The 26,998-nt window shown below is 57.7% G+C and carries 26 protein-coding genes; 17 read left to right on the top strand and 9 right to left on the bottom strand.

Annotated elements, in window-relative coordinates:
• Positions 1-150 precede the first annotated feature (150 nt).
• The 6 genes from L2W58_RS04345 (at position 151) to arcC (ending at position 7,095) form a co-directional block, all read left to right on the top strand.
• Entirely contained in the window at positions 151-1,149 is a 999-nt protein-coding gene (locus L2W58_RS04345) for a BMP family protein (protein WP_236101802.1), read from the top strand.
• A gap of 69 nt (positions 1,150-1,218) precedes the next feature.
• A complete protein-coding gene (locus tag L2W58_RS04350) occupies positions 1,219-2,733 on the top strand; it encodes an ABC transporter ATP-binding protein (RefSeq protein ID WP_236101804.1) in 1,515 nt (504 codons plus the stop codon).
• Positions 2,726-3,808: an ABC transporter permease gene (locus tag L2W58_RS04355; protein ID WP_236101806.1), complete on the top strand. Its 1,083-nt coding sequence runs from the start codon at positions 2,726-2,728 to the stop codon at positions 3,806-3,808. Before L2W58_RS04350 ends, L2W58_RS04355 begins: the two co-directional genes overlap by 8 nt.
• Positions 3,805-4,722, top strand: coding sequence for an ABC transporter permease (locus L2W58_RS04360; protein WP_236101808.1), 918 nt, complete (start codon positions 3,805-3,807; stop codon positions 4,720-4,722). Before L2W58_RS04355 ends, L2W58_RS04360 begins: the two co-directional genes overlap by 4 nt.
• Before the next feature lie 49 nt (positions 4,723-4,771).
• Complete coding sequence (locus tag L2W58_RS04365; RefSeq protein ID WP_236101810.1) at positions 4,772-6,130, top strand: dihydroorotase; 1,359 nt, start codon at positions 4,772-4,774, stop codon at positions 6,128-6,130.
• 20 nt (positions 6,131-6,150) lie between these two features.
• Positions 6,151-7,095 carry a carbamate kinase gene (gene arcC, locus L2W58_RS04370; protein WP_236101812.1) on the top strand — a complete coding sequence of 315 codons (945 nt, stop codon included), beginning with the start codon at positions 6,151-6,153 and terminating at the stop codon, positions 7,093-7,095.
• 213 nt (positions 7,096-7,308) lie between these two features.
• Here the strand turns inward: arcC and L2W58_RS04375 are convergent, their stop codons facing one another.
• Entirely contained in the window at positions 7,309-8,163 is an 855-nt protein-coding gene (locus L2W58_RS04375) for an alpha/beta hydrolase family protein (protein ID WP_236101814.1), read from the bottom strand.
• 29 nt (positions 8,164-8,192) lie between these two features.
• On the bottom strand, positions 8,193-9,065 hold the full coding sequence (panB, locus tag L2W58_RS04380) for a 3-methyl-2-oxobutanoate hydroxymethyltransferase (protein WP_236101816.1): 873 nt from the start codon (positions 9,063-9,065) through the stop codon (positions 8,193-8,195).
• A 222-nt stretch (positions 9,066-9,287) separates the two neighbouring features.
• On the opposite strand from panB, the gene L2W58_RS04385 reads away from it, so the two are divergent.
• Positions 9,288-9,836: a DJ-1 family glyoxalase III gene (locus L2W58_RS04385; protein ID WP_236101818.1), complete on the top strand. Its 549-nt coding sequence runs from the start codon at positions 9,288-9,290 to the stop codon at positions 9,834-9,836.
• A gap of 8 nt (positions 9,837-9,844) precedes the next feature.
• Here the strand turns inward: L2W58_RS04385 and L2W58_RS04390 are convergent, their stop codons facing one another.
• Positions 9,845-10,318 carry an ASCH domain-containing protein gene (locus L2W58_RS04390; protein WP_236101820.1) on the bottom strand — a complete coding sequence of 158 codons (474 nt, stop codon included), beginning with the start codon at positions 10,316-10,318 and terminating at the stop codon, positions 9,845-9,847.
• Positions 10,319-10,488: 170 nt separating this feature from the next.
• Between L2W58_RS04390 and L2W58_RS04395 the strand changes: the two genes are divergently transcribed.
• The 3 genes from L2W58_RS04395 (at position 10,489) to L2W58_RS04405 (ending at position 13,542) form a co-directional block, all read left to right on the top strand.
• Positions 10,489-11,634, top strand: a complete 1,146-nt coding sequence (locus tag L2W58_RS04395; protein WP_236101822.1) for a ZinT/AdcA family metal-binding protein — start codon at positions 10,489-10,491, stop codon at positions 11,632-11,634.
• Between the two features lie 179 nt (positions 11,635-11,813).
• The gene (locus tag L2W58_RS04400) at positions 11,814-12,629 is read left to right on the top strand and encodes an NYN domain-containing protein (RefSeq protein ID WP_236101824.1); all 816 of its coding nucleotides are present in this window, start codon (positions 11,814-11,816) and stop codon (positions 12,627-12,629) included.
• 25 nt (positions 12,630-12,654) lie between these two features.
• Positions 12,655-13,542 (top strand): fumarylacetoacetate hydrolase family protein, encoded by an 888-nt coding sequence (locus L2W58_RS04405; RefSeq protein WP_236101826.1) that lies wholly within the window; start codon positions 12,655-12,657, stop codon positions 13,540-13,542.
• A gap of 12 nt (positions 13,543-13,554) precedes the next feature.
• On the opposite strand, the gene L2W58_RS04410 is transcribed toward L2W58_RS04405, so the two are convergent.
• From L2W58_RS04410 to L2W58_RS04425, 4 genes are read right to left on the bottom strand one after another with little or no spacing between them, the layout of a single operon-like run.
• Complete coding sequence (locus tag L2W58_RS04410; protein ID WP_236101828.1) at positions 13,555-15,282, bottom strand: ABC transporter ATP-binding protein; 1,728 nt, start codon at positions 15,280-15,282, stop codon at positions 13,555-13,557.
• Entirely contained in the window at positions 15,282-17,087 is a 1,806-nt protein-coding gene (locus tag L2W58_RS04415) for an ABC transporter ATP-binding protein (protein WP_236101830.1), read from the bottom strand. The genes L2W58_RS04410 and L2W58_RS04415 overlap by 1 nt, the downstream gene beginning before the upstream one ends.
• Positions 17,084-17,917, bottom strand: coding sequence for a class I SAM-dependent methyltransferase (locus tag L2W58_RS04420; protein WP_236101832.1), 834 nt, complete (start codon positions 17,915-17,917; stop codon positions 17,084-17,086). The genes L2W58_RS04415 and L2W58_RS04420 overlap by 4 nt, the downstream gene beginning before the upstream one ends.
• Before the next feature lie 29 nt (positions 17,918-17,946).
• Positions 17,947-18,558 carry a TetR/AcrR family transcriptional regulator gene (locus tag L2W58_RS04425; protein ID WP_236101834.1) on the bottom strand — a complete coding sequence of 204 codons (612 nt, stop codon included), beginning with the start codon at positions 18,556-18,558 and terminating at the stop codon, positions 17,947-17,949.
• A 169-nt stretch (positions 18,559-18,727) separates the two neighbouring features.
• On the opposite strand from L2W58_RS04425, the gene L2W58_RS04430 reads away from it, so the two are divergent.
• Positions 18,728-20,089, top strand: coding sequence for a rhodanese-like domain-containing protein (locus L2W58_RS04430; protein ID WP_236101836.1), 1,362 nt, complete (start codon positions 18,728-18,730; stop codon positions 20,087-20,089).
• Positions 20,090-20,552: 463 nt separating this feature from the next.
• Positions 20,553-21,272: a TVP38/TMEM64 family protein gene (locus tag L2W58_RS04435; RefSeq protein WP_236101838.1), complete on the top strand. Its 720-nt coding sequence runs from the start codon at positions 20,553-20,555 to the stop codon at positions 21,270-21,272.
• A gap of 10 nt (positions 21,273-21,282) precedes the next feature.
• Here L2W58_RS04435 and L2W58_RS13040 read toward each other — a convergent pair whose 3' ends face one another.
• Complete coding sequence (locus L2W58_RS13040) at positions 21,283-21,405, bottom strand: hypothetical protein (RefSeq protein ID WP_255700374.1); 123 nt, start codon at positions 21,403-21,405, stop codon at positions 21,283-21,285.
• Positions 21,406-21,408: 3 nt separating this feature from the next.
• On the bottom strand, positions 21,409-22,209 hold the full coding sequence (locus L2W58_RS04440) for a sulfurtransferase (RefSeq protein WP_236101840.1): 801 nt from the start codon (positions 22,207-22,209) through the stop codon (positions 21,409-21,411).
• Between the two features lie 117 nt (positions 22,210-22,326).
• On the opposite strand from L2W58_RS04440, the gene L2W58_RS04445 reads away from it, so the two are divergent.
• From L2W58_RS04445 to L2W58_RS04465, 5 genes are all read left to right on the top strand, one after another.
• A complete protein-coding gene (locus L2W58_RS04445; protein WP_236101842.1) occupies positions 22,327-23,424 on the top strand; it encodes a heterodisulfide reductase-related iron-sulfur binding cluster in 1,098 nt (365 codons plus the stop codon).
• Between the two features lie 41 nt (positions 23,425-23,465).
• Positions 23,466-24,467: a biotin synthase BioB gene (locus L2W58_RS04450; protein ID WP_236101844.1), complete on the top strand. Its 1,002-nt coding sequence runs from the start codon at positions 23,466-23,468 to the stop codon at positions 24,465-24,467.
• A 66-nt stretch (positions 24,468-24,533) separates the two neighbouring features.
• The gene (locus L2W58_RS04455) at positions 24,534-25,469 is read left to right on the top strand and encodes an ABC transporter substrate-binding protein (protein WP_236101846.1); all 936 of its coding nucleotides are present in this window, start codon (positions 24,534-24,536) and stop codon (positions 25,467-25,469) included.
• Complete coding sequence (locus L2W58_RS04460) at positions 25,466-26,257, top strand: ABC transporter permease (protein ID WP_236101848.1); 792 nt, start codon at positions 25,466-25,468, stop codon at positions 26,255-26,257. Before L2W58_RS04455 ends, L2W58_RS04460 begins: the two co-directional genes overlap by 4 nt.
• Complete coding sequence (locus L2W58_RS04465) at positions 26,254-26,997, top strand: ABC transporter ATP-binding protein (protein ID WP_236101849.1); 744 nt, start codon at positions 26,254-26,256, stop codon at positions 26,995-26,997. Before L2W58_RS04460 ends, L2W58_RS04465 begins: the two co-directional genes overlap by 4 nt.
• Position 26,998 lies beyond the last annotated feature (1 nt).

A 26,998-nucleotide genomic window follows, 5' to 3' on the forward strand; every position in this document is an offset into this window, starting at 1 on the left:
TTTCGAAGCGGTTCCCCGGGGGAGACGGATTTCATCCGCCTCCCTTCGGGCTTTTTCTATGGAAGGGAGGTGTTGCCTGAGATTTGTCGACTGTAGCAAGAACTAAAGCGTGATGTAGACCATTTTCGAACCGTAAAAGGAGGGAGATCCATGAGATTCACCGAAAAGTGCGCCGTATTCTTCATGGCGGTCTGTATAGCCCTGGCCGCGATAGCCCCGGCTATGGCGGAGGCCAAGGCCCCGAAAGACCACAAAATAGTACTGATACTGCCGGGCCCCATAAACGACCAGAGCTGGAACGCCACCAACTACGCCGGACTGGTGGCCTGCAACAAAGAGCTCGGAACGGCCATGGAGTACGTCGAGAACGTCCAGGCCAGCGACTACGAGTCCACCTTCAGAAACTACGCCGAGAGGGGCTACGACCTCATAATGGCAGCCGGGACCCAGTTCGACGAGGCCGCCAACAGGGTGGCTGCCAAATACCCCGACAGCGTCTTCTGCGTCGTGAACGGCCTAGTATCCCAGGGGCCGAACGTCCGTCCCGTCCTGCCCAAGGAATACGAGGCCAGCTACCTGGCCGGGATAATAGCCGGATTCACCACCGAGACGGGCAAGGTAGGAATGGTCGGAGGCTTCCCGAACAAGCTGATGGTCCGTCTGATGAACACCTACGAGTACGGCGTCCGCATCGGGTCTCCCGAGGCCAAGGCCAACAGGGCCTACTCCAACTCCTGGAGCGACGTCGCTCTGGGCAAGCAGATGGCCACCTCCATGATAGACAAGGGAGCGGACGTCCTCTTCTTCTACGCCAACCAGGTGGGCCTCGGAGCCATCCAGGCCGCCAAGGAAAAGGGGGTCAAGTTCGTCGGCTTCGCCAGCAACCAGAACGATATAGCCAAGGGCACCGTCGTCGCCAGCGTCTACTTCGACTTCGCCGACATGTATAAATGGACCCTGGAGAAGTTCATGGACGGAACCCTGGCCCCCGAGGTAAACCAGGCGGGAGTCGCCGAGGGCATAGTCAAGGTGGCCTACTCGGACCAGGTTCCGGACGAGGTAAGGGCTCAGGTCGAGAAGGCCGAGAAGGCCATAACCTCCGGAAACCTCCTCTATTTCGCCTCCGAGTTTCCCGAGTCGCTGAAATAGGGTAAATACGAAATACGCCGGGCGGAGACAGCTCTTCGTCCGGCATTTCAGGTGGAGGAGGTGTCCGCGATGCCCGCGGTCGAGCTCAGGGGAATAACGAAATACTTTCCCGGCACGGTGGCGAACGACGGCGTGGACCTGAAGGTCCCGGCGGGAAAGGTCGTCGCCCTGTTGGGGGAAAACGGAGCTGGAAAGACCACCTTGATGAGGATCCTCTACGGAATGTACCGTCCCGACGGCGGGGAGATAGCCGTGGACGGCCAGGTGGTCCATATAGACTCCCCTCAGGACGCCATGGCCCTGGGGATAGGTATGATCCACCAGCACTTCAGTCTGGTGCCGGTCCATTCCGTGGCGGAAAACGTGGTGTTAGGGCTCGGATCCTCCATGTCGGGACTGGACCTCGGCAGAGTCTCTCGGGAACTGAAGGAACTGGGAGGAAAATACGGCCTGGAGGTGGATCCGGACGCTCTGGTGGGACAGCTTCCGGTCGGAATGCAGCAGAGGGTGGAGATAGTGAAGGCCCTCTATCGAAAGGCGAAAATACTGATCATGGACGAGCCCACGGCCGTGCTGACCCCTCAGGAGACCGAGCACCTCTTCGGTTTCGTCAGGGAGTTCACCTCCATGGGAAACTCGGTGATCTTCATAACCCATAAACTCGGAGAGGTCATGGCCATAGCCGACTCGGTCACGGTCATGAGGGACGGAAAACCGGTCGGAACGGTATCTCCCTCCGATTCCACCGAGATGGACCTGGCCAGGATGATGGTCGGGCGGGATCTGGATCTCCTCTCCGGCGACAGAGACGAGACCACCGGCGGCCCCCTCCTGGAGGTTCTCGAACTGGCGGTGAAGGACGACCGAGGGGCCGCGGCCCTGGACGGCCTTTCCCTGACCGTCAGAGAGGGGGAGATCTTCGGAATAGCAGGGGTCAGCGGAAACGGCCAGCAGGAACTGGCCGAGACGATCTGCGGCCTCAGAGAGGCGGTCTCGGGAAAGATCGTCCTCGACGGTCTGGACGTCACCGGCCTTCCTGCCTCCCGGATGATAGACCTGGGAGTCGGCTACATCCCGGCGGACAGACACAGAGACGGACTGGTGCTGGACATGACGGTGGAGGAAAACCTGATGCTCAAGGGAAGCTCCTCCTCCGATCTGTCACGAAACGGGGTCCTCCGGTTGGACCGAATATCCGAGATGGCCGTGGAGATGATCCGGCGGTTCTCCGTAAAGACCCCCTCTTACGCCACCAAAGCCAAGGCCCTCTCCGGAGGAAACCAGCAGAAGGTGGTCATAGCCAGGGAGATAGAGGTAGGATCCCGGCTTCTCGTGGCGGTTCAACCCACAAGGGGACTGGACCTCGGAGCGGCGGGATATGTCCACTCCACCCTCATGGAGGAGAGGGCCAGGGGAAAGGCCATACTGCTTCTCTCGACGGAGCTCTCCGAGGTGCTCAAGCTCTCGGACCGCATAGGGGTCATATATCGTGGTAGGCTTCTGGAGATATTCGACAGAGGCCGCTTCGACGTGGACCGTATCGGCCTTCTGATGGCCGGCATAGAGGAGGTGCGCCATGGCTGATATGAAGTCCACCGAGAGAAAGGGAGCCGGAGCGGTGTTCTGGCCTCTCTTCTCCGTGTTCATGGGGCTTGCTGCCAGCGGCTTAATGATGACCCTTCTTGGGGCGGATCCGATAGAGGTCTACCGCAGGATCTTCGCCATGGCCTTTCGAGACGGATACAACGTGGCGGACATATTCGCCAAGGCCACCCCTCTCATACTCACGGGGCTGGCCTTTGGATTCGCCTTCAGGGCCAACCTCTTCAACATAGGGGCTCAGGGACAGTTCTACCTGGGCTGCGTCGCCTCTGTATGGTGCGCTCTCAGGCTGGGACACCTGTCTCCGTGGCTGGTGCTGCCTCTGTGCGTGCTCCTGGCGGCGGCGGCCGGAGGCGCCTGGGCCTCTCTGGTGGGATTCGCCAAGGCCAGGTTCAACTCCAGCGAATTTCTCATAAGCATGATGTCCACCTACGTCGCTCTGGCTCTGATGAACTTTCTCCTCCGAGGTCCCCTGAGGGAGGCCAAGGGAGAGTATCCCCAGACCGACGTCATATCCGAGGGAAGCTGGATACCTCAGCTGATCCCCCATACCAGACTCCACTGGGGATTCGTACTGGCCCTGGCAGCGGCGGCCCTCGCCTGGTTCATACTGTGGAGGACCTCTCTGGGCTACAGGATAAGGGCGGTCGGCATGAACAGAGACGCGGCCCGTTACGCCGGAATGGACTCGGGAAAGATCTTCGTTATAGTCTTCGCCGTGAGCGGAGCCTTCGCCGGTCTGGCCGGATTCACCGAGGTCAACGGCATACAGCACATGCTGGTGCAGGGATTCAGCCCCATGGTGGGAGCGGAGGGAATAGGCATAGCCATACTTGGTAACGCCCATCCCCTGGGCATCGTGCTGGCGGCGATATTGTTCGGAGCCCTTCAGGTAGGGGGAAACCTGGCGGTCCAGACCTCCGGGGTCCCCGCCAGTATCGTAGGGATAATGGAGGGGTTCGTCATGCTCTTCGTCATACTCTCCTACGCTCTCCAGATAAGGCTGGCCTCCGCCAGGAGCAAGAGAAAGGCCAGAGAGGAAGGTGACCGACGATGATTACCGGACTGCTGGCCGGAGCCCTCCAGATGAGCACCCCCCTGATGATGGGAGCTCTGGCGGAGGTCTACGCCGAGAGGACCGGGGTCATGATAATCGCCATAGAGGGGATCTTTCTCCTGGGAGCCTGGGGAGGCTTCGTGGCCGCGTATTCGACCGGAAGCATGATGCTCGGTCTGCTGGCCGCCATGGCCATAGGGACGGCCACGGCCCTGGTCTACGGGATCTTCACGGTAAAGCTCAAACAGCACCAGATAGTCACGGGCACGGCGATAAACATCTTCGCCGCCGGACTGGGCATATTCCTCTACAGGGTCTTCTTCGGCGTGCCCCTTCTTCCCCTTACGGTGGATCCCCTCGAGAGGATAGCCGTACCGGGACTGTCGTCCATACCGGTTATAGGTGAGGCCCTGTTCCATCAAAACGCCCTCACCTATCTGGCCTGGGCCCTCATCCCCGTCGGCTATTGGGTTCTCTATAAGACCCAGCTTGGGCTGATACTGCGTTCAACCGGTGAAAACCCCGAGGCAGTGGACGCCGCCGGAATAAAGGTGGAGACGGTGCGTTTCGGCACGGTCCTGGCCGCAGGCGCATTGGACGGCTTGGCTGGGGCGTTCTACTCGCTGGGATTTCTGGGCATGTACACCAACGACATAATCGGCGGTCGAGGATGGATAGCCTTTGCCATATGTTTCCTGGGAAACTGGAACCCTATGGGGGTCCTGGTGGGGGCTCTGGTGTTCGGACTGGCCGACGCCATGGCCATTCAGCTTCAGACCTCCGGCGTAACCCTCGTTCCGAACGAGTTTCTAATAGCCATGCCCTACATACTGACCATAGTGGCCACGGTGGCCAGAAAACGGTTCAACGTCCCCGCCACATTGGGGGTCCCCTACGAGAAGGAGCGGCGGTAGTAAAAATCGAAAAAAACATAAACTTGATCTCCCACGGAGGTGATTTTTAGTGTATGATCTAGTGGTGCGAAACGGCAGGGTGGTTACCCCGGAAGGACTCTCCTACTGCGATGTAGCGGTGGATGAAGGTGTAATCGCAGCCGTCGGTTCTAAACTAAAGGGCAGAAAAGAACTGAACGCCGACGGTCTTTTGGTTTTACCGGGAGTGGTGGACGCCCACGTCCATATGGCCCTTCCGGTAAGGGGAGACCGGTCCAGCGACGACTTTCTGTCCGGCAGCATGGCGGCGGCGGCGGGGGGAGTTACCTCCATGGTCGACTTCACCGTCGGAAGCCCCCGGACCGATCTGGTTCAGGATATAGACGCCAGGCTGGAGACGGCTGCGCCGTCGGTGATAGACTACGGCTTCCACTGCGAGATGGTCGGATGGACCCCCGGCAGGGAAAACGAGATACCCTCGGCGATCGAAAAAGGCGTTACCAGCTTCAAGTTCTTCACCGCCTACGGCGACTCGGGACGCCGGTCCGACAGCGGAGCTCTCTATCGCTGTTTCTCCAAAATAGCCGAGACCGGAGCCGTTGCGGTGGTCCACGCCGAGGACGACGACCTCATAAGATCCCTGACGGCCGAGCTGTCCGACGACGAGAAATCGTCCATGACGGTCCTGAGCAGGACCAGACCGGATATCTGCGAGGGTGCCGCCATAGATCAGGCGGCATTCTACGGCGAGGTGACGGGAGCTTCGGTCCACGTGGTGCACGTCAGCTCCGCTCTGGGGGCCTCCAGAATAGAGGCGGCCCGAATGAGAGGGCTCGACATCACCGCCGAGACCTGTCCGCAGTATCTCTACCTCACCGACCAGGTCTACCGGAGGGAAGACGGCCACCTCTACTCGGCCAGTCCGGCCCTGAGAGGCGAGGACGACGGCGAATACCTCTGGGGCTGTCTGGGATACGGCGCTCTGGACTTCGTTGCCACCGATCACTGTCCCTTCACGTCGGAACAGAAGGCCTGGAAGGGCTCCTTCTCCGACCTCCCCTACGGACTTCCCGGGGTGGAGACGTCACTTCCCCTGATTTACTCGGGAGGGGTGGCGACGGGGCGGATTCCTCTGGAGACGCTTCCGGTCATCATGTCCCAGGCTCCGGCGGAGAGATACGGATTGAAGAGCAAGGGCAGGCTGGCTCCCGGTTACGACGGCGATCTGGTTCTGTTCGACCCAGAGGCCCGGTGGACGGCGAGGGCCGAGGATCTGCACATGAAGGTGGACTTCTCCCCCTACGAGGGGATGGAGATACAGGGTCGGGTGATTACCACCGTGGCCCGGGGAGAGATTATCTACTCGGAAGGGCGGCATCTCTGCGAGCCCGGACGGGGTAAATACCTCTTCCGAAATACGAGAGACTAATTTGAACGGGAGGATATAACATGAGTAAAAGAGTTGTCGTGGCGTTGGGCGGAAACGCGATCCTTCAGAGAGGCCAGAAGGGAACGGAAGCGGATCAGAGGGAGAACGTCCGCAAGACGGTGGCACAGATAGTCAAGATGATAGAGGCGGGCTACGAGGTGGTGCTGACCCACGGCAACGGACCTCAGGTCGGAGCCATACTGATCCAGAACGAGGCTGGCCGTGGCAGCGTGCCGGCCATGCCGATGGACGTGTGCGGAGCCGAGAGCCAGGGGTTCATAGGCTACATGTTCGTTCAGGAGTTCAAGAAGGCCCTGATAGCTCACGGCCTGGATAAAGAGCCGATCTGCATAGTGACCCAGGTGGAGGTGTCCTCGGAGGACCCCGCCTTCAGCAACCCGACCAAGCCGGTGGGCCCCTTCTACGACGAGGCCACGGCCAAGGCCCGGATCGAGTCGTCCGGCGAGAGCTGGATAGAGGACGCCGGAAGGGGATGGAGAAGGGTAGTCCCCTCGCCGAAACCCACCAACATAGTGGAGCGCAAGGCGGTCAGAGAGCTTGCCGACAACGGCTACGTCGTCGTGGCCTCCGGCGGAGGCGGCATCCCGGTGGTGAAGGGCTCCGATGGCAGCTACGGCGGAGTCGAGGCGGTCATAGACAAAGACCTTGCGGGAGAGCTTCTAGCCCAGCAGGTGGACGCGGACCTCTTCATGATCCTGACCGACGTACCCAAGGTTGCCCTCCGTTACGGAACCCCCGATGAGGAATGGCTCGGCAAGGTGACCATAGACGAGATGAAGGTCTACCAGTCTGAGGGACACTTCAAGGCCGGATCGATGGGCCCCAAGGTATCCGCCGCCATGGCCTTCGTGATGAACGGAGGATCCCGTGCGGTCATAGCCAGCCTGAACCAGGCCCTGGAGGCTCTGGAAGGCACCGAGGGAACCCAGATAGTCAAGAACTGATTTAAGCTCAACGTAAAATAGAATCTCAAAATAGAGGCCGACGTCCTATAGGACGTCGGCCTCTATGTGTTTAAAACGTATCCCCATCGGCGTGACGACCAGGGGAACGTTCAGCCTGGAAATCTAGATCAGTAAAGATCAGCTTCTATGTACTCTAATGATGGATTTGAACGCTAAAAAAAGGAGGCCCGATCAGGCCTCCTCTTTCAGCTTTCAGCGTATCGGTATATCCGAGCTCAGCCACTTAAGGATCGCCTCCGCCAGGGCTATCCTCTTGTCGTGAAACGAGTGGGAGGTGGTTATCACCATGTCCTTTGCCGTGGTCACTCCCGCCTTTCTAAGCGCCGTCATCAGGGGGTTGTGGTGTATCTCCAGATGAGACACGTCGTCTCTGGATCCGGCTATGGTCAGCAGATTTTTGCCCTTGAGGCGGTGTGCCAGGTCTCTTAGATCCCACTCCTGGGCTTTCTCCTTTATCTCGTCCAGAAGAGTTTCCGGGCTGGTTCCCTTGAGCGGCCTGGTGCAGTTTATGAACATCTCGTAGGTGTTCTTCGCGTACCTTTCATCCCTGTTCTCCCGTTGCCTTTCTTTTGCCACCGCTCCCAGGTTGTAGGTAGCTATGGTTATTATCCTGTCGATCTCGGTCATCTCCGCCCCGGTCATCAGGGCGGCGAATCCTCCTATGCTGTGGCCGATCAGGACGAACTTGGAGGGATCTATCATGTATCGCTCCCTGTTGATCGGATCCATGAGGTATTCTACCGCAGCCCTGGTGTCCTCCAGGACGTGTTCGAAGGAAAAGTCTCCCTCGCTGCCCCACGAGCCTCTGTAGTGAAACACGACCGAGTTGAAGCCGCCTCTCCTGAGGATCTGGGCCAGGTCCACGTTCTGCTCGCTTCCGGGGAACCCGTGAAGTATCAAAGCCGTGGGATGGGGGCCTCTTCCCTGAGGAGTGTACATTATTCCGTACAGGTCGCTTCCGTGGCTGGGTATGGTCAGGTCCAGCAGGTCGGCCGGATACCTGACGTCGGGAAATTCGGGATCTTTGCAGATACAGTTGAAGCTCATGCTCTCTCTCCTTTACGCCCCCTCTAACGTCAAACCACTCCCTTGGGCAGGTCGAACTCTCTCAGCATGGACTGGAATTCCTCCTCCATTCCCTCGTGAATGTGGTAGACGTGGTCGTCTGTGGGGAAACGGCCTTTCTTTACGTCCTGGACGTATTCCTTGAAGGCGGCTATCTCCACCTCGGCTACGTTGGCGTATTTCTTGACGAACTTGGGGGTGAAGGCCTGGAAAAGCCCCAGCATGTCGCCGCAGATTATGAGCTGTCCGTCGCAGGGAGCTCCGGCACCTATGGAGTAGACGGGTATCTCCAGTTTCTTGGCTATGAACTCGGTAAGCTCCGGCGGAACCGCCTCCAGCAGGAGGGCGTAGGCCCCGGCGTCCTGTACCGCGATGGCGTCTTTTATAAGTTCTCTGGCGCTTTCCGGGTCCCTTCCCTGGGCCTTGAAGCCGCCGAGCTGGCCGGAGCTCTGAGGAGTCAGCCCTATATGGCCGCAGACTAGAATGCCCGCGTCGGTTATGGCCTTGATCCTGGAGCAGACCCTGCGGCCTCCCTCCAGCTTGACGCAGTCCATGTCGGCCTCTTTAAGGAACCGTATGGCGTTGATCACGGCGTCCTCGTCGGATACCTGGTATGACCCGAAGGGCATGTCCCCCACGCACCACAGGTCAGGGGCTCCCCGGCGGACCGCCCGGCAGTGTATCAGGCATTCCTCCATGGTGACGGGAACGGTTCCGTCGTAGCCGAGCAGCACCATACCCATGGAATCTCCAACCAGGATCATGTCCATCCCGGCCTGCTGGGCGAAGGAAGCGGTAGGGAAGTCGTAGGCGGTTATCCAGGTCGCCTTTTCTCCCTCTCGCTTCATCCTCACAAAGTCCAATCGGGTCTTCTTCTTAGCCATGTCGGTTCCTCCTTACGTTATTCATATTACCTACTAGGGGTAACAGGAATATATGTCTTTCGCTTAATTCGGTCAACTGAGAAAAGAAAATCTTTGCCGACAAAATAGGTATCCGAACGGAGCGGACTCCTCTTTCATCCGTGGTTGGTCGATGAATCCGGTAGTATGATAGGAGATGGCGGTTTAAACGGCTGCCTAAAACTGTATGAGAGGTGATCCACGATGATCGAAGTTGCGGTTTTTCTGACGGACGGTTTCGAGGAGACCGAGGCCCTCACGACGGTGGACATACTGCGAAGGGGCGGTGTGGACGTGACCACGACGTCCCTGACCGGATGCATGACCGTCAAGGGGAAGCACGGAGTGCCGGTCATGGCGGACGCCCTTTTCGACGACGTGGCGGACCGCCCCTTCGATATGCTGGTGGTTCCTGGCGGAACGGTGGCTTATACGGAGCACGAGGGGCTGCTGGATCTGGTGGTCCGTTATGATTCAAAGGGCAAAAAGCTGGCCGCCATATGCGCGGCTCCGGCGGTCTTCGGCAAGGCGGGAATTCTCAAAGGACGAAGGGCTGTGTGCTACCCCGGCATGGAGTCATGGCTCACCGGCGCCACGATCGGTTCCGACATGATCGAGACCGACGGTCACATAACCACCGCCAAGGGCCCTGCCGTGACCCCCTTCTTCGCACTGAGGCTCCTGGAGATCCTGAAGGGAAAGGAAGTTGCCGACGAGGTTGCGAAGGCCTTTTTGATTCCGTTGGTGTTGTAAGAGTTTATTCACCTCGGGTAGACCACGGAGAACTCCTCGCATATCACAGGGGTCTCTTCGTGGAAGACCAGCCCCATGGAGGACAGCTCTCTGGAGAGGGCGGCACGGTGGACCTTTTTCCAGTATTCCAGCGAGCCGTCCCCCTCGCCCTCTATTGCGGCGAACTCCTCTGAGACCTGATCGAAGGGCACTACGCTCACCTTCTCGTTCTTGATCACGCATACGGCGACGCCCTTCCAGTCTGTGACGACCGAGTGATCTCCCGGCTTGGGAACAGGCTCTCCCTCCTGGATCATGGCCTCCAGAGACGATGTCGTACCCCTCTTTTGACCGGCCAACACCAGCTTGGCCAGCTTGTTTGCGTCCTTCTCGTTGTCGCAGAAACACCACGTCTCGTGTCCCGGGTCGTTCCGACGTGATATACCGGCGTTATCCAGATATTCCTTCCACATCTTTCTTACCGAAGGATGATCGAGCTGCATAGTGTAGCCTCCTTTTTGTTCGTTTCCCTTTGAATTATATAGAATAATCGCTTGACATTCTCTCTCCTGTGTCGTATACATCTTGTCGTGTGTTGAGTTAGTCTTATAAAACTTATTTGGCTAGGCAATCGAAGGAGCGTGTATCGGCCATAATCGAAAGGAGAGGTAACATGTCTGTTCTTAAGTTCAGAAACGGCATATTGGCGCTTTTGGTCGCGGTGGCGGCTTTTTCCTCCGGTGGGTGTGGAGGAGGTGGAGACAGCGATGTCTCTATGGACAAATGGAAAGGGTCTTGGAAAAGCGAGTCCGGATATCTGAAAGATTCCGGTATGAACGAAGCCTATTCTGCCGTGGCTTCCCACGTTTCAGGGGTGTCCTCCGAGGACGTCAAGGGAGCTTTCGAAGCGATGTTGTACAGTTCGATAGATTCCATAAAGATCTCCGGGGGCGCCGCTGTGTTGATCTCTAACGGAGGAGCGGTCAGTTACGATTATTCCCTCGTTGGAACCACCCCTATCCCCGGGTTCGACGGTAGTGTATGGAACAAGTTCGAGTCGGAACAGGACGGTCCGTTCAAGTATCTGATCGTGACGGAGGTACACTCCGACGGCCCCGACGCCATGAAACACTGGCATTTCCGTTACGGGGCCTCCGGATTCGATAGTCTTGTTAGTGGAGATAACTCTCTTTGGTGGCCCACTTTCGTAGCTGCCGACACCTCGATCGAGAAGGTGGCGAAGGACATGAACGACGAGGCCGAGGCGATGGCCCAGTTCCTCTCTTCCTCCCCCTCCCTTTCCGGTTGGGATGGCGACTGGAAGAGTTTTTCCTCCTATCTCGACGATCCCGCCATGGATTCCGCCTACGAGGCGATAGCTGCCAAGGGGAAGAATCTGACTGCCGCAGAAGTGGAGACCGCTCTCAAGAATATGTACGATTCCAAGGGTGTCACGGCTCTTTCAATAAGGGGAGACGTCATAACCGTCACGTCGGGAGGCGGCTCGATGGCCTACGACTACGAGGGACGGATGTTCGCACCCATCTCCGGATTCGACGGGGTCTTTTGGTATAAGTTCGAGGCTCCATCCGCCTCGGATCAGCGTTATATGGTGATGACGTCGGTCCATTCCGACGGTCCCGACGCTATGAAACACTGGCACGTTCGTTTCGGTGATGCGGGCTTCTCAGCTCTGACCGACAGGACCGATTTTTGGTATCCGACTTTCGTCGAGAGTTCCACCGAGGTGTCGGATATAGCTAGCGATTTTCTAGCCGAGGCCGACGAGCTGGCTGCTATGATAACTGCTTTGAAATAGTAGTTTCCATAATCGAGGAGAAAGACGAAGGGGTCCCGAGCTCGGGGCCCCTTCGTTTATTTCTTGTAAGGCCTTATACTTGTGAAAAGATTCGGGGCAAGCGACGGATGGGAGGAACTGACGTGGAGCAAATTCTAGAAGATGAACGGCTATGCCGTTTCGGAAAGGACATAGTATAAATGAGCGAACTGGACATCATACAACCCAGGCTGGCGGTGCTTATAGACGCCGACAACGCTAGGCCGTCGATCACCGAGCCTCTGCTGGCGGAGGTGGCCAAGTACGGAGTTGCGAGCGTCAAGCGCATCTACGGTGACTGGACCACCCCTAATCTCGGAGGCTGGAAGACCGTGCTTTTGGAGCACTCGATCCAGCCGATACAGCAGTTTCGCTATACCGTGGGAAAGAACGCCACCGACAGTGCCATGATAATAGACGCCATGGACCTGCTCTTCACCAACCGTTTCGACGGATTCTGTCTCGTGTCCAGCGACAGCGACTTCACCAGGCTGGCCGCCAGGATAAGGGAGGCGGGGCTGATGGTCTACGGTTTCGGCGAGAAGAAGACCCCCAAGCCCTTCGTGTCGGCCTGCGACAAGTTCATCTACACCGAGGTCATATCGGTGAGCAAGGAGGACTCCCCCTCGGCGATAAAGAGAAAGACCACCGACGAGCTCAAGGGAGATACCCAGCTGGTCAACCTGTTGAGATCGGCCCTCGAGGCGGCTTCGGACGACACGGGATGGGCCCAGCTGGGGACGGTGGGGAGCAACATAGCCAAGCAGTCTCCCGAGTTCGACCCCAGAAACTACGGCTACGGCAAGCTGGGAGAGCTGGCCTTCGCCATAGGTATATTCGACGTGGACGAGAGGGTCCAGAGCGACGGCCATTCCCGGGTGATATACATCAGAAACAAGCCCAAGAGCAGAAAGGTCGCCCGTAGAACCACCAACGGAAACGGCAACGGTAGAAAGACCAGAAAAAAGACCCAGTAAGGTTTGAGTGAGGAGGGAGCCGCGTATGAAGTTCGTCGCGTTCGAATCTGGAGGAGTTGCGGGGATCGGGGTCATGACGGCAGACGAAGGTGCCGTTTTGGACCTCAGGTCCGCTCTACCCGACCGGGAGTATAGGGACATGCAGGATTTCATAGAGAGGTCCTCCGAGAGGGATATCGAGGCCCTGAGGAAGGCCATCGAGTCGTCGGACCGTTTCGGTGCTTTATCTATGGACAAGGTCCGGATGCTCCCTCCAATAGCCAGGCCGATCCACGACGTGCTCTGCGTCGGGGTCAACTACAGGGATCATCTGGAGGAGACCAAGGGAGAGATGAAGGATTTCGCCGAGCCCTCCGCCCCGGTGTTCTTCACCAAGAGGGCGATCCGAATCATTGGCGACGGCGAGCCAATAGAGGCCCGTCTCGATCTGGACGATCAGCTGGACTACGAGGTCGAGCTGGCCGTCATAATAGGCAAGGCCGGTGCAGATATACCGGCGGAGAGGGTCGAGGAGCACGTCTTCGGCTATTCCGTGCTCGACGACCTCTCCTCCCGCAGGCTTCAGAAAAGACACGTCCAGTGGTTCCGGGGCAAGAGCCTGGACACCTACACAGCCATGGGGCCGGTCATACTCCATAAATCGGCCCTGCCCTTTCCCGTGAAGGTGGACGTCAGAAGCTACGTCAACGACGAGCTTCGCCAGAGTTCCAACACCGCCATGTTCATCCGCGATATACCGGCCCTGGTTTCGGAGATCTCCGCCGGGATGACCCTGGAACCGGGGGACATAATAGCCACGGGCACCCCGGCGGGGGTCGGAATGGGTTTCTCCCCTCAGAGGTTCATGAAGAGAGGGGACACGGTGGTCTGCGAGATTCCTCCAATAGGGCGGCTGGTCAACAGGGTGGAGTGACCTGAAGGCCCCTCAGATGGTCCATCCGGCCGACTCCTCCTGGATGGACCAGAGCCTGGCGTAGAGCCCCTTCTTCTCCAGCAGCTCTTTATGTGTTCCGGACTCAACCATCTCGCCCTGGTCCAGGACCACTATGGAATCGGCCCGGCAGATGGTCTTTAGCCTGTGTGCCACCACCACGACGGTCCGCCCCTTTATCAGGGTGTCGATGGCCTTCTGGATGTCCAGCTCGTTCTCCGGGTCCAGAGATGCCGTAGCCTCGTCCAGCAGCACCACCGGGGCGTCCTTCAGAAAGGCCCTGGCTATGGAGATCCTCTGTTTCTCCCCTCCGGAAAGGGTGCAGCCTCCCTCTCCCACCATGGTGTCGTAGCCGTCTGGCAGTTTTGTTATGAAATCGTGGCAGCACGCCCTCTTGGCCGCCTCCACGACCTCCTCCCTTGTGGCTCCCTCGCGACCGAAGGCGATGTTGTTCGCCACCGTGTCCTGGAACAGATAGACGTCCTGGAAAACCATTGAGATCCTTCCCATCAGGGCTTCCGGGTCCATCTCCTTCACGTTCTTGCCTCCGAAGAGAACCCGCCCCGAGTCGGGATCGTGGAACCGGGCCATCATTTTCAAGGTTGTGCTCTTGCCGCTTCCGGAGGGGCCCACCAGGGCTGTGAGGGATCCCTCCGGAACGGACAGTGACAGGTCCTTCAACACCGGCGATTCGCCGTAGCCGAAGTTCACCTGGTCCAGCCGTATGGAGTGGTTCTGAGGAGGGACCTTCGTCCCGGTCATGACCGGCTCGGATCGGAGTTTCAGTATCCTCTCTCCAGCCTGTTCGGCGTAGCGCAGTTCGGCGTAGTTTATCAGGGCCGTCGAGAGAGGGTCGAACACCCTGGAGCCAACCACCAGGAATGTCACGAAGACCATCGGGTTCAGGGTTCCCTCGGCCATCAACCATACTCCTGTGATGACCATTATGGTCAGCCCCGTCCTGGCGCAGGCTATGGCGGACATCACTATTGGCCCGGCCCCTCCCTCCAGGCGAATGCTCTCCTTCATTAGTTCCCTGAAGGATCTCTCCAGACGCTGAAACCGCCCTCCGGTAAGGTTATAGGCCTTTATCACCCTGATTCCGTAGAGATATTCCTGAAGCCTGTTGGCGGCGGATATCTTGGCCCTCATGTGTCTGGCACCCATCAGGCGGATGAACCTGGTGGCTCCTACCAGAATGACAAGTCCTATGGGCAGAGGGGCGAACATGGCAAGGGCCATTCGCCAGTCCAGAAACCAGAGTCCCGCGAAGGCCATCAGAGGCAGCACCAGGGCCCCAACCAGCTGAGGCACGAAATGGGACACGGCCTGTTCCAGCAGGGCGAAGTCTCCCATTATCATGTTGGCCATGTCTCCTGGGTCACGGCTGAACAGGTATCCCAGAGGCAGCTTTCTGAGGTGCTCCGCCAGAGCGGCTCGCCCCTTGGCGGAGGCGGAGTAGGCGCTTCTGTAGCATGTCCGGTAGGCCGGGATCTCCGCTGCGAATATAAGTAGGGCGTAGGCTGCCAGGCCTATGCAGACCTTCCACAGCCCGCCGATGTCCAGGGTGCCGTTTGTGCCGAATCCCTCGAAAAGGATCCCTATGGCTCCCAGGGCCATGACGAAGGGGCCCACGTTTACGATGTCCGACAGCACCGTGAAGGAGATGGGTTTTATCAGCTTCCCCGGAGCTCCGGCGGTTATGTTCTCGAAAAATCTCATCATATCGCCTCCGCCTTTGCCGGTCTCTCCATGCCCCACTCTCTGGCGCTGGTGTGGGCGGTCCACATCCTTTCGTAGACCCCTCGGTTTTCCAGAAGTTCCCTGTGGGTTCCCTCCTCGGACAGAGTTCCCCCGTCCAGGACCACTATATGGTCGGCTTCTTTTATGGTGGACAGCCTGTGGGCTATCACTATGACCGTCTTGTCCTTTATCAGGCTCTTGAGCGCCATCTGCATTCTGTGTTCATTCTCCGGATCGGCGAAGGCCGTGGCCTCGTCCAGCACCAGTATCGGCGAGTTCTTCAATATGGCCCTGGCGACCGCCACCCTCTGTTCCTCTCCGCCGGACAGATACACGCCGCCCTCTCCTATGAGGGTGTCGTACCCGTTGGGAAGCCTCTCTATGAAATCGTGACACTGGGCGGCTCTGGCGGCGGCGTGGACCTCCTCCTCCGTGGCGTCGGGTCTTCCTACCAGTATGTTTTGATACAGCGAGTCGAAGAACAGAAAGGTGTCTTGGAAAACGAAGGAGACCCTGTCCATCAGGTCCTCGGTCCTCATGTCCCTCACGTCGACCCCGCCTATCTTTATCGACCCGGAATCGACGTCCCAGAATCGGGGGATCAGGTTGGCCGCGGTGGATTTTCCCGACCCGGATGGTCCAACCAGGGCAGTGACCTCTCCCTCTCTGGCCGAGAAGGACAGCCCGCTCAGGGCATCTACCCTGGTGGATTCGTCCTCCGATCCGTAGGAGAAGGATACGTTCTCGAATGCTACGTCGTGTCCCTCAGGCAGGGCCGGTCGGGCCGGTTCGGAAACGGCGGGCTGATCCAGTATGTCGTCTATCCTGTTGACCCCCTCGGTGATCTGCCTCAGTGTGGCGGACAGATGCATCATCTTGTAGAGAGGGGCGGTCAGTCCGGGGATCATTATTATCGAGAAGAGCACGGTCAGGCCCGTGGACCGGTCTCCCCCTCTGGAGAGGAGCAGCACCCCTACGGGAAGCACGAAGGCCAGCAGTGACGTCAGCATTGTCTTGAAGAGGATGTAGCCGTTTTGGAAGGAGTCGGTCCAGTCCGTTACCAGACGGCAGTAGTCCATCATGTCTCCGTAGAACTTGCGGAAGGAGTGAACGGTCCGGCCGAATATCTTCACCGCCGGCATGCCCCTGACGTACTGCACCGCCGAGCCGTTGATCCTCTCGAGAGAGTCGTAGTAGGCTTTTATGAGGGTCTGGCCTCTTGAGCCTATCATCATGTAGCTCTGGACGAAGAAGGCCAGCAGGGCCGCTCCCGTCGCGGCTCCGGCTATCCAGGGGTTCAGTGAGAACAGAGCCGCCGCCATCACCGCCGCCGTCGCCAGTACGCTCACCAGGTCCGGTATCTTGTGGGCCACGAAGTTCTCTATCTTCTCCACGTTCTGTTCCAGGGTCTTCTTGACCGCTCCGGTGGACGTTCGAGACAGATACCCGAGGTGGAGTTTCCCTATATGTTCCGCCAGCCTTACCCTGAGGCCGTAGAGGATCCTGAACGCCGCAACGTGAGAGGCCATGTAACCGGCGTAGAGGAAGACCATGGAGGCCAGTACCCCGGCCAGGGCCGTGAAGCCCCAGAACCTCATGGACTGGCCGTCCAGGTTCGAGGGATTGCCCCAGTGGACCATAAGTTCCTCCAGTATTTTGTAGACCGAAAGATAGGGGGTCAGAGCGAGTATGGCGCTCACGACCGACAGAACGCCGGAAAGCACCAGCAGCCCTCTCTTCTCCCCTGCTATCTCCATAAGTCGGGCCACGCCCTTTTTTCTCATACGTTTCGTCTCCTTTCCGTCGACTCCGGCTTGAAGCGAAGGCGAACTATGTGGCACGAGGTCATCCTCTTAAGCTTTGGGATGTACTTGAAGACCCTCATCCAGCGCCATCGGGATCCGCCGTAGTCGTAGAAGTTCCATTTGCCCGCGATCTCTATCGACCGGGACCAGCTTGCCATCGTCTCGGGATCTTCCGGGCCCCATAGAAACTCGGGGGTCTCGTCGATCTTGGACAGAGAATCGTGCCATCTCGCCTTTCCCACCACGCAGGGGGCGGTGGACTCCAGCAGCATCTCTCCTCTGGGAAAACGATTTGCCAGCTCCACCAGGAGGGATCGTACCTTTTCCTCCGGAAAGTACATCAGAAGCCCCTCTGCTATGAAAAGCACCGGCTCACCCCTGGTCTTCACCTCGTCCATCCAGGAGAAGTCGAAAACCGAGCGGGCTATGAATCGTCTGGTGTCCGTCTCGCGGAAGAACCGCTGTCTGGTCTCTATTCCCTCAGGCAGGTCCAGGTCATACCATCTTGCGGAGTTCTTTCCGAGCCGCTCCATCCTGGAGCTCAGCCCCGCACCTAGTTCCACGACGGTTCCGTTAGGGTGGTTTCGGAGAAAGCGCTTGGTCTCGCGATCCAGAATCATAGATCTTATCGCGACCCCCACCTGGGATTTCCAGCATCCTTCGAAAGTCGAGAAGTCGTAATCTATGGCCTTCATCATCTTTACCGCCTTGGGATCCCTCAATAGCGGTCTCTCCATGCCGGTTTCCTTCGCCTTGGCCCAGAGGGTTATCAGCATAGTTCTCGGCAGGGCCGACATATCCTTTCCCATGGGAAAATCGCCTCCCTTCAGCCCCGAATCTACGGGGTCAGTCCCTTCAATATGATGGCGGTTATCTGCTCGAGGTAATCGTCGTCCTTAACCTCGCTGTAGCTGCCCTGTCTTACGTGTTCCTCCATGTGTCCGTGAAACTCCCACCATACGTGAACCGTTCCGCACACCATCGCCGTGATCGTGAGGGGCGACACGTCGTTTCTTATCTCGCCACGGCTCTGGGCCTCCTTGATGGACGATTCGTACCAGTGGTGGATGTCCTCCTCGCCGCCCCAGGGGGCGTCGTCCCCCTCCAGCCTTCCCCAGTTGGCCATGCGGACCATCCTGGGGTTGTCCCTGTAGAAGGAGAAGGCCACTTCTATCATGTCCGAGACGAACTCCGGCCCCGCCCCGACGGGAATCGGCTTGGGCTGAAGCTTATCCCTCCATCGATCGACTATCCCGTCCTTGACCGATTCGTACAGTCCCTCCTTGTTCTGAAAGTGAAACAGTATCAACGGCCCGGAGGCCCCGCTTTTCCTGGATATCTCGCTTATCGTGGCGCCTGCGAAGCCCTTGTCGGCGAAAACCTCCTCCGCCGCCTTCAATATGGCCCTCTTCGTCCCCTCCGGGTCTCTAGCAACTTTTCCCTCTTTCATAGTTAGAAACACCTCACTTACTTATCGGTCAGTAAGTTAGTTCATATAAACAAAAATGTCAAGAGGCAAAGAGCCCGTTCCCGCTCAAGCGGCTGTACGAGATCTCTCGTTGAGGATATAATCTCTATTCGGTTGTGTAATTTATTTAAGGCAGGAGGAGATGGTGCTTATGCGTTTTAGAACAATCGCAGGGTTCGTCTTTTTTATGGTGTCCTTTTTGTTCCGATCGGTGGCTTTCTCGGAAGAGGTCGACACGAATCGATTGAAAGAACTCGTAAACGGAGGGAACTGCGTTCTCGTGGATGTCAGGGACAGCGCTGCCTTCAATGGGTGGAAGCTGGATGGTGTCTCCAGAGGAGGCCATATCGCCGGAGCGGTCAATTTTGCCGCCTCATGGCTCGGCGTTGACCGTAAAGACCGAGAAGAGGTGCTGGACCAGGCGTTGGCGGACAAGGGAATCGCAAAGGATAAGACGGTCGTGTTGTACGACGTGAACGGCCGTGATTCCGTCGAGGTGGAGAGATGGCTCGAGGGCAAGGGGTTTGAGAACGTATTGACCTACGACGGCAAAAAATGGATCGACGATCCCGATCGGCCCGTTGAAGTCTTTTCCGGATATAGTCTGTTGATTCCTGCCGAGGTTTTGAAGGATCTCGTGGATGGCAAGAGACCGGAGACTTTCGAGAAGGCTGGAAATGTCCGTATACTCGAGGCGAGTTGGGGCGAGGAAAAGACCTCCTATGCCAAGGGGCATGTCCCCGGTTCCGTTCATGTCAATACCGATTGGGTGGAGCCTCCCGAGGAATACTTGCTGGAAGGCGATGATAAACCGGTTACCATGTGGATACTGGCCTCTTCGGATAAGCTGATCGATCTGGCACGAAGACTCGGAGTCTCGTCGAACGACACCGTGGTGGTCACAGGTGAGCATCAGATGGCGGCCTATCGTGTGGCTTTCGTGATGGAATATCTGGGAGTAGCGGATGTACGGGTTTTGGACGGTGGCAACGATGCATGGGTTAGGGCCGGTTATCCGTTGGAAAAAGATAGTGTGAAGCCCGAGCCAATAGACGATTTCGGAAGAACCTCTCCCGGCAGACCCGAGATTTTGGATACTATGGATGAGACCAGAGAAAGGCTTGTAGACGATCCCGATTTCGTGTTGGTGGATGTCAGAACCTGGGACGAGCATATCGGCAAGGTTTCCGGTTATTCCTATCATCATAGAAAAGGGCGTATACCCGGATCCGTCTTCGCCTACGCTGGCAAGACCGATTCCAACTCTTTGGATTACTATCGGAACGTGGACGGAACCATGAGGGAACCTAGAGAAATCCTCGCCATGTGGAAGGATTGCGGCGTAGACACCTCGAAACATCTATCGTTCATGTGCGGCAGTGGCTGGCGGGTGGCCGAGGTCTGGTTTTATTCCAGGACTATGGGGCTTCGGGACACGTCCATGTTCAGCGACGGTTGGATCGGCTGGAGCAATGCCGGATATCCCTTCGAGACAGGGGAGCCGGCAAAATAAATGTTTTGATGAAAAAGCCCGGAACTGCCGGTCTCCGGGCTTTTTTTTACTGTGTCGTGCTTTTTACGCAGGGTATTTTTCTGGCTGTCTGTCCGATACTGCGCCGGCTTTGCGATGAGAGAGCCGGAGTGATGAAACACGTGTATTACAGATCAGCCCAGCTGCGCCATGGAATCATGTCCGACGGCAATATCGCCTTCCTGTCCGCGGCGGCGCTTCTTGCGTCGTTGGTTTTGTTTTCGCTTTTTTGGGTAGGTAAAAAGAAATGGAGCCGAATTTGCCTTGCGGAGATTTTATGGGGAGTCTGTTTGAGCTTGTTTCTTGTCGCTGTTATTGACATGAGATGGTCTATGGATCATGTTTCCTATCGTTACGTAATTATAGCGGTGTTTTGGGCGTGGATTATACAGCTTGTACCCCTGCTCTTAGGGACATGGAATTTTTTTGCTCGAGGTGGTCGTCTGTGAGAAGGTTTCTTAACAGGTCGTTTCTTTTGAGGGTCTTTCTGCCGGTGGTCCTGATAGCCGGGGTCGTGGCTTTCAAGCCGTCCAGAGATTGGATAAAACAGGTTTTCTTGATGTTTCAGCTTCTGGACGTGAACCTTATTCGGGGATACATACTGTCGTTCGGAATCTGGGCTCCGGTCATGTCCTTTTTCCTCATGGTGTTTCAGTCGGTTATAGCTCCTCTTCCGGCGTTTCTGATAACCTTCGCCAACGCCGGGCTTTTCGGTTGGTGGAAGGGGGCTATCCTGTCCTGGTCGAGCGCCATGGCCGGTGCTGCTCTGTGTTTCTTTATCGCCAAATGGTACGGAAGAGGCCCGGTGGAGCGTCTCACCTCCAAGGCTGGGCTCGAAGGGGTAGACCGTTTCTTCGAACGCTACGGCAACTATGCCGTTTTCGTGGCGAGGCTTCTTCCCTTCGTGTCCTTCGATATCGTAAGCTACGGGGCCGGACTGACCTCCATGAAGTTCTGGCCGTTCTTTCTGGCCACCGGATTAGGGCAGCTGCCGGCCACCGTAGTCTACTCTTACGTCGGGGGGATGTTGACCGAGGGGACGAGACGTTTCGTCCTGGGCCTTTCCCTGCTTTTCGTCTTGACCGCTTTGGTCTCTCTGTGGAAAAAGATCTATAGGGATCGCAGGGATTCGGAAAGTTGCGTCGATCTATCCTCGGGAGATTGATCGATAGACGCTATTTCTCTATCGGCATGTCCTCGTTTCCGCCCCACTCGTAGATGGATCCCTCGTAGTTTCTCACCCGCTCAAAGCCGACGGCTCTGAGAACCGAGGTAACGTACCCCGATCTTATGCCCATCGTTCAGTAAACGGTGAAGGAATCCTGCGGAGTCAGTCCGAATCTCTCTTTCATGATGGACTTTATCTCCTCCGCCGATTTGGGGCTGCCGTCTTTGTTCAGTATGTCCAGCCACAGCATCCACTTGGATCCGGCTATGTGGCCGCCTCTGGGTTCCCCGGCGTTGGTGCTGCCGTCGAACTCCTTTTTGGTCCTGGTATCGATGATGAGTTCCTTTCCCAAGGAGCTGTACACCTGGTCCATTGTGGTGTACCAGGACGGATCGTATTCGTGAAGGGTGAGTGCCCCCTCGTCCGAGGGGGAGGGTTTCGCAACCTTTTTCGTAAGATCGTACCCCAGCGAACGATAGAGGGGCAGTCCGCCGTAGAGGAGTTTGACGTTCTTCATCCCGGCCATCTTCAACTGCCAGAAGTTGCGTCCGTCCGCTCCGGGACCTTTGAACATATTGGAATATAAGACCACTATGGAATCGTCGTTTACTCCCAGCTCTCTCAGTTTTTTCTCCAGACGATCTATTGGAAGGGACGTGCCCCAACCGGGGTCGCCAGGTCTTCCCACCGTTTTGGACAGGAAGTGAAAACCGATGTTTACCGCTCCAGGTATGTGTCCCTTCCGGTAGACCTTGGGATTGTTCCCGTCCAACAGGACCAGCTTGGGGTCGCCTAAAATCGAGTGGAGCTTCTGCGGCGTGATGAAGTACTCGGGGTGGACGAATCCGGAAAGATCCGGCTCTCCGCCCCAGGCGGTCGCCGAGATGGTCAGCATGCATAACGCGAACCACACTCGGAGAAGAGTTTGCTTCATTTAAGTAACTCCTTTCATATTAAGGTGCTATCATCATGCGATCCCTACGAAAAGGGATTATACACATTATAACCTGTGGTGACCAGGGTTGCCGTGTGGATCGGAGGAGGTCGAAAGTTGAAGTTGAACGAGGCCGTTTGCCCGGAATTACGGGTTTTCGCCGATAAGTGTGTTGATTGCGGACTGTGTCTCAAGGGATGCATTATGTCCGACCAGTTGGAAGAGGGGCCGGGGAAGGTAGTATCGCATTTTCTTAAAAACGGCGTGATCGAGGACGACTGGGCCTTCCGTTGTTCCCTTTGCGGCTACTGTTCCAGCGTCTGTCCCGTCGGAGCGGACCTAAGGTCCGTCATGACCGCCCTCAGAAAGAGGGCCTGTGCGAAGCCGTCCTTAAAAATGAGAAAGCTTTTCGCCGGGGTCCTCGCGTTTCAGTTTATGGCGGCCTGGGAACATATGGGAACGCCTCCGGTCTTCCCGAAGGGTAAGGGGCGTAGGCTGTTTTTCCCGGGGTGCGCCTTGGCGTCCTCCGATCCGGAGCTGGTGCTGATGACCTGGAGGGAGCTTCGTTCCCTGGATTCCGACATGGGCATCATGGTCGGTTGCTGCGGAACTCCCGCCGCGTCTCTCGGGCGAGACGACGTTGCCGAAGGGATAAGGTCCGAATTGGCTAAAACCCTGATGTCCTGCGGGGTCGAGGAGATCGTGGTGGCCTGTCCGAACTGTCTGAAGGCCCTGTCGAGCCTTCCCGTGAAGGTGTCGTCCATATGGGGTTGTCTGGGAGGTAACGGATCCCTGTCCGGATCTCGACATGCCGAGTTGGAGGGGGCCATGTTCCACTCTCCCTGTCCCCTCAGGGACGACGAAAGGGAGTTGGCCGAGGTCGAGAGACTGGCGGAAGAGGTCTGCCCGTCCATACGCACCGATCCCTACGGTTCGAAGGGCGGACTTTGCTGCGGGGCGGGGGGAATGGTTCCCATCGTCCATCCCGAGGTACTGTCGTCCTGGTCCGAGAGGATATCCCGCTACAGACGTAACGGTGAGACGGTGGTCTGCTGCTGTCAGAGCTGCGTGGACTCTCTGGGGGGAGGCGACTCCGACGTGGTGCATCTCCTGAGGTTGATGCTGGGCGGTGCTTCGCCGCCTCCTCCTACGGGATTGTCCAGATGGACCAACCGCAGGAAACTGAGAAGGGCGATACTCGACGACGTTGAATAAGTTTTTTATATCATGTGTGATTTTTATCGGAGGGGTTCTGAATGACTTGGAAAATAGCGCCTAAAACAGGGGAAATATTGAAGAAGGGCTCGGACGGCTCGGGAATCGACAGAGACGAGGCTCTCTATCTTATGGCCCTTCCCTTGAGATCCAAGGACACCTACGCCTTGATGGAAGCTGCCGATACCCTCTCCAGGGAGACCTTCGGCAACAAGGGGGAGAATCATTTCCACATAGGGCTGAACGTGGCTCCCTGTCCTCTCAACTGTAGTTTCTGCTCCCTGACAGTGAAGGCCGGGATCTTCAAGGAGTCTATAGACTTCTCCGACGATCAGATTCTGGAGTGGGCGAGATACGGTGAATCCCGCAAGGCCGATTCGCTGAACCTCATGACCACCGGAAACTTCCCGATGGAACGGCTCCTCCACGTGGGCAGGCTCCTTCGGGACAACGTCGACGTTCCCCTGGTGGCAAACACCAGAGACATAACCCACGAGGAGGGAGAGGCCCTCCTGGAGGCCGGTTTCGTAGGGGCTTATCACGCCGTGCGGCTGGGCGAGGGCAGGGATACCCCTCTAAAAAGGGATAAGAGAATCGAGACCATCAAGGTCCTCAAAGACGTGGGGCTGAGATGGATGAACTGCGTGGAGCCTGTGGGGCCGGAGCACGAGGCGGAGGAGATAGTCGACCTTATGTTCCTGGCAAGGGATTACGGGGCCACCTACAGCGGAGTAATGAGAAGGGTCAACTTTCCCGGTTCTCCCATGGAAAAATACGGCATGATAACCGAGAGAGAGATGGCCAGGATGGTGGCGGTGTCCCGGCTGGTGATGGGAACCGTTCCGAAGGCCCACTGCACCCACGAGCCCAACGCCCTCTCTCTGATAGCCGGGGGCAACCTCCTCTTTCCCGAGGTGGGGTCCAGCCCCAGAGACGGGGAGGCCGACACGGGCAAGGGAAGGGGAAACACCGTCGAAAACTGCGCCGGTATCCACCTGGAGACCGGATGGGATCCGACCGTAAAATCGAACTGTTTCGCCTAAAGGGTGCCTCTAAAAACGCTAATCCCCGGACGTGAGATTTTTTAGATACCGAAAGGACGTGTCGAGATGAAGAAACTATCCTTTTTGATGCTGCTGTGTCTATGTTTTGCAACTACCGTGTCGGCTGAAGAGGCCGTTAAGGTAGGGACCTGGAAAACCGCCCAGACCATACAGCCTTTTTTCTACGGCGATTACGCCTCCGAAGACGTGGAGGTCCTCTCCTTCACCAATCCGGCTGATCAGAAGACGGCTCTTCTGGCGGGAAGTCTCGGTATGTGCGGCACCACCATCGCTCACGCCATACACTCCGCCTCCATGGGGCAGCCGGTCGTTTTGGTGGCCTCCCTCTGCAACAGGTGCTCCGCCCTGGTGGTGGGAAAGGACGGCCCCATAGAGGAGATCTCTCAGCTCAGAGGTAAAAGGATAGGCTACGTTCCCGGGACTATGCACGAGATACTGCTGAGAGAGGCCCTGACCCGTAACGGCCTGTCCCCGGAGAAGGACGTCAGCCTGGTCAGGATAGACTTCTTCGACATGGGAACCGCCCTCGCCCGAGGGAGTATAGACGCCTTTTTGTCCGGAGAGCCTTTCCCCACCCTAGCCGTGGCCGATGGATACGGTCGTGTACTGTCCTATCCCTATTACGACGATAGCGTGGGGACCATAAACGCCGGGATGTTGGTCACGGAGAGGCTCATAGAGGAGGATCCCGACATGGTGATGGACCTGGTGAGGGCTCACGTCAGGGCCACCGAGTTTTTAAGGTCCAATCCCGACGTATGGCTGAAAAAGGCGGTCTCCTTCGGAACGGAAAAGGAGATACTGGAGAAGGCTTCGGCCAACATAGAACTTGCCTGGGACATGGACGACGCCTTCGTGGAGAGGGTCAAGGCACTCGGCGCCAGGATGGAGGAGCTTCACGTTATAGACCGCCAGCCCGACTACGAAAGGCTTTTCGACCTCTCCTTCGTCCGCAGGGTCAAGGAGGAAATGGGGTTTTGACCAAAAGGTCCCGGGCCTCTGCTTTTCTGCCCTGGATCGTTCCGACATGTCTTCTGGGAGCCTGGTTCTGGGTATGCCGCACCGGAATAGTCCCGACTTATCTGCTGCCCGACCCGATGGACATAGGAAGATCCGCTTGGGTCTACCTGTTCGGCGAGGTCGGATCCGCCCCATACGCCGGGAGATTCGTTACCGATCTATCGGCCAGCACCGGGAGGGTCGCCATGGGATTCGTCGCCGCGGTCGTCTTCGGGATACCTATGGGCGTGGTTTCCGGCAGGGTCCCGATCGTCAGGAGCCTGTTGGGAACCACCGTAAACGGACTCCGTTCCGTGCCGGGAATAAGCTGGCTGCCTCTGGCCATGGTGTGGTTCGGCGTGGGCATGAAGACCACCGTCTTCCTCGTCGCGTTGGCGTCGTTTTTCCCCGTGTACGTCAACACCGCCATTGGAGCGGGGAACGTCGATTTCATACTCTACCAGGTAGGTGCCACCATGGGAGTCGGCAGGATAAGGGGCGTCTTCGACATACTGCTGCCCGCAGCCATGCCCCAGATAATGAGCGGTCTCAGACTGGGTCTTGGAACCTCCTGGGCGTATCTGGTTTTAGGGGAGCTGACCGGAGTTCCCTTTGGCCTGGGTGCCCTCATAATGGACGCCAGGATGATGGGAAGGATAGACATGATAATAGTCGGCATAGTGGTCATAGCCGCTATGGGAAGGCTGAGCGATCTGCTGCTGTCTTCGGCCATGAGGTTTTTCTTCCGCTCGGCCCGGAGGATGGCGTGAGCCGCCTGAACGGGACGGGACCGGCCGCTCTGTCGGTCCGAGGGGTCTGCAAGACCTTTCTGGAAAAAGGCGGCGAGCTTGATGTCCTCTCGGACGTGAGCTTCGATATAGAAAAAGGCGAGCTGGTCTGCGTTTTGGGGCCGAGCGGTTGCGGAAAGAGCACCCTGCTGAAGATAGTGGCGGGTCTTGAATCCCCCGACCGGGGAGACGTGTCGGTGGATGGTCGGGCCGTATCTGGGCCGGGACGGGACAGATGCGTGGTCTTTCAGGAAGACGCCCTCTTTCCCTGGCTTACGGTGGCGGAGAACGTGGCCTTCGGGGCGAAGGGAAGGATGGCCAAGTCGGAGCTGAGGTCCGAGGTGAAGCGGCATCTCGAGATGACCGGACTGTCCCGTTTCGCCGATTACCTTCCCAGAGAGATATCCGGTGGCATGAAGCAGAGGGTCGCTCTGGCCAGGGTCCTGATACTGAAGCCCAAGGTCCTGCTGATGGACGAGCCCTTCGGCGCCCTGGACGCCCAGACCAGGGAGGCCATGCAGGAATTGCTTCTTTCCCTTATAGAGGACCATTCCTACACCGTGATGTTCATAACCCACGACGTGGGCGAGGCCGCCGCCATAGCCGACCGGGTGATCGTGATGGATAGATCTCCGGGCGGGATCAAGGCATTCTTGTCCACCGACGGTCTCGATCCGGCGGAGGTTCGAGCCGAGTTGCGGTCGATCATGAAGGCTCGGTGAC

The sequence above is a fragment of the Dethiosulfovibrio faecalis genome (genome assembly GCF_021568795.1).
In the GTDB taxonomy this organism is placed as follows: domain Bacteria; phylum Synergistota; class Synergistia; order Synergistales; family Dethiosulfovibrionaceae; genus Dethiosulfovibrio; species Dethiosulfovibrio faecalis.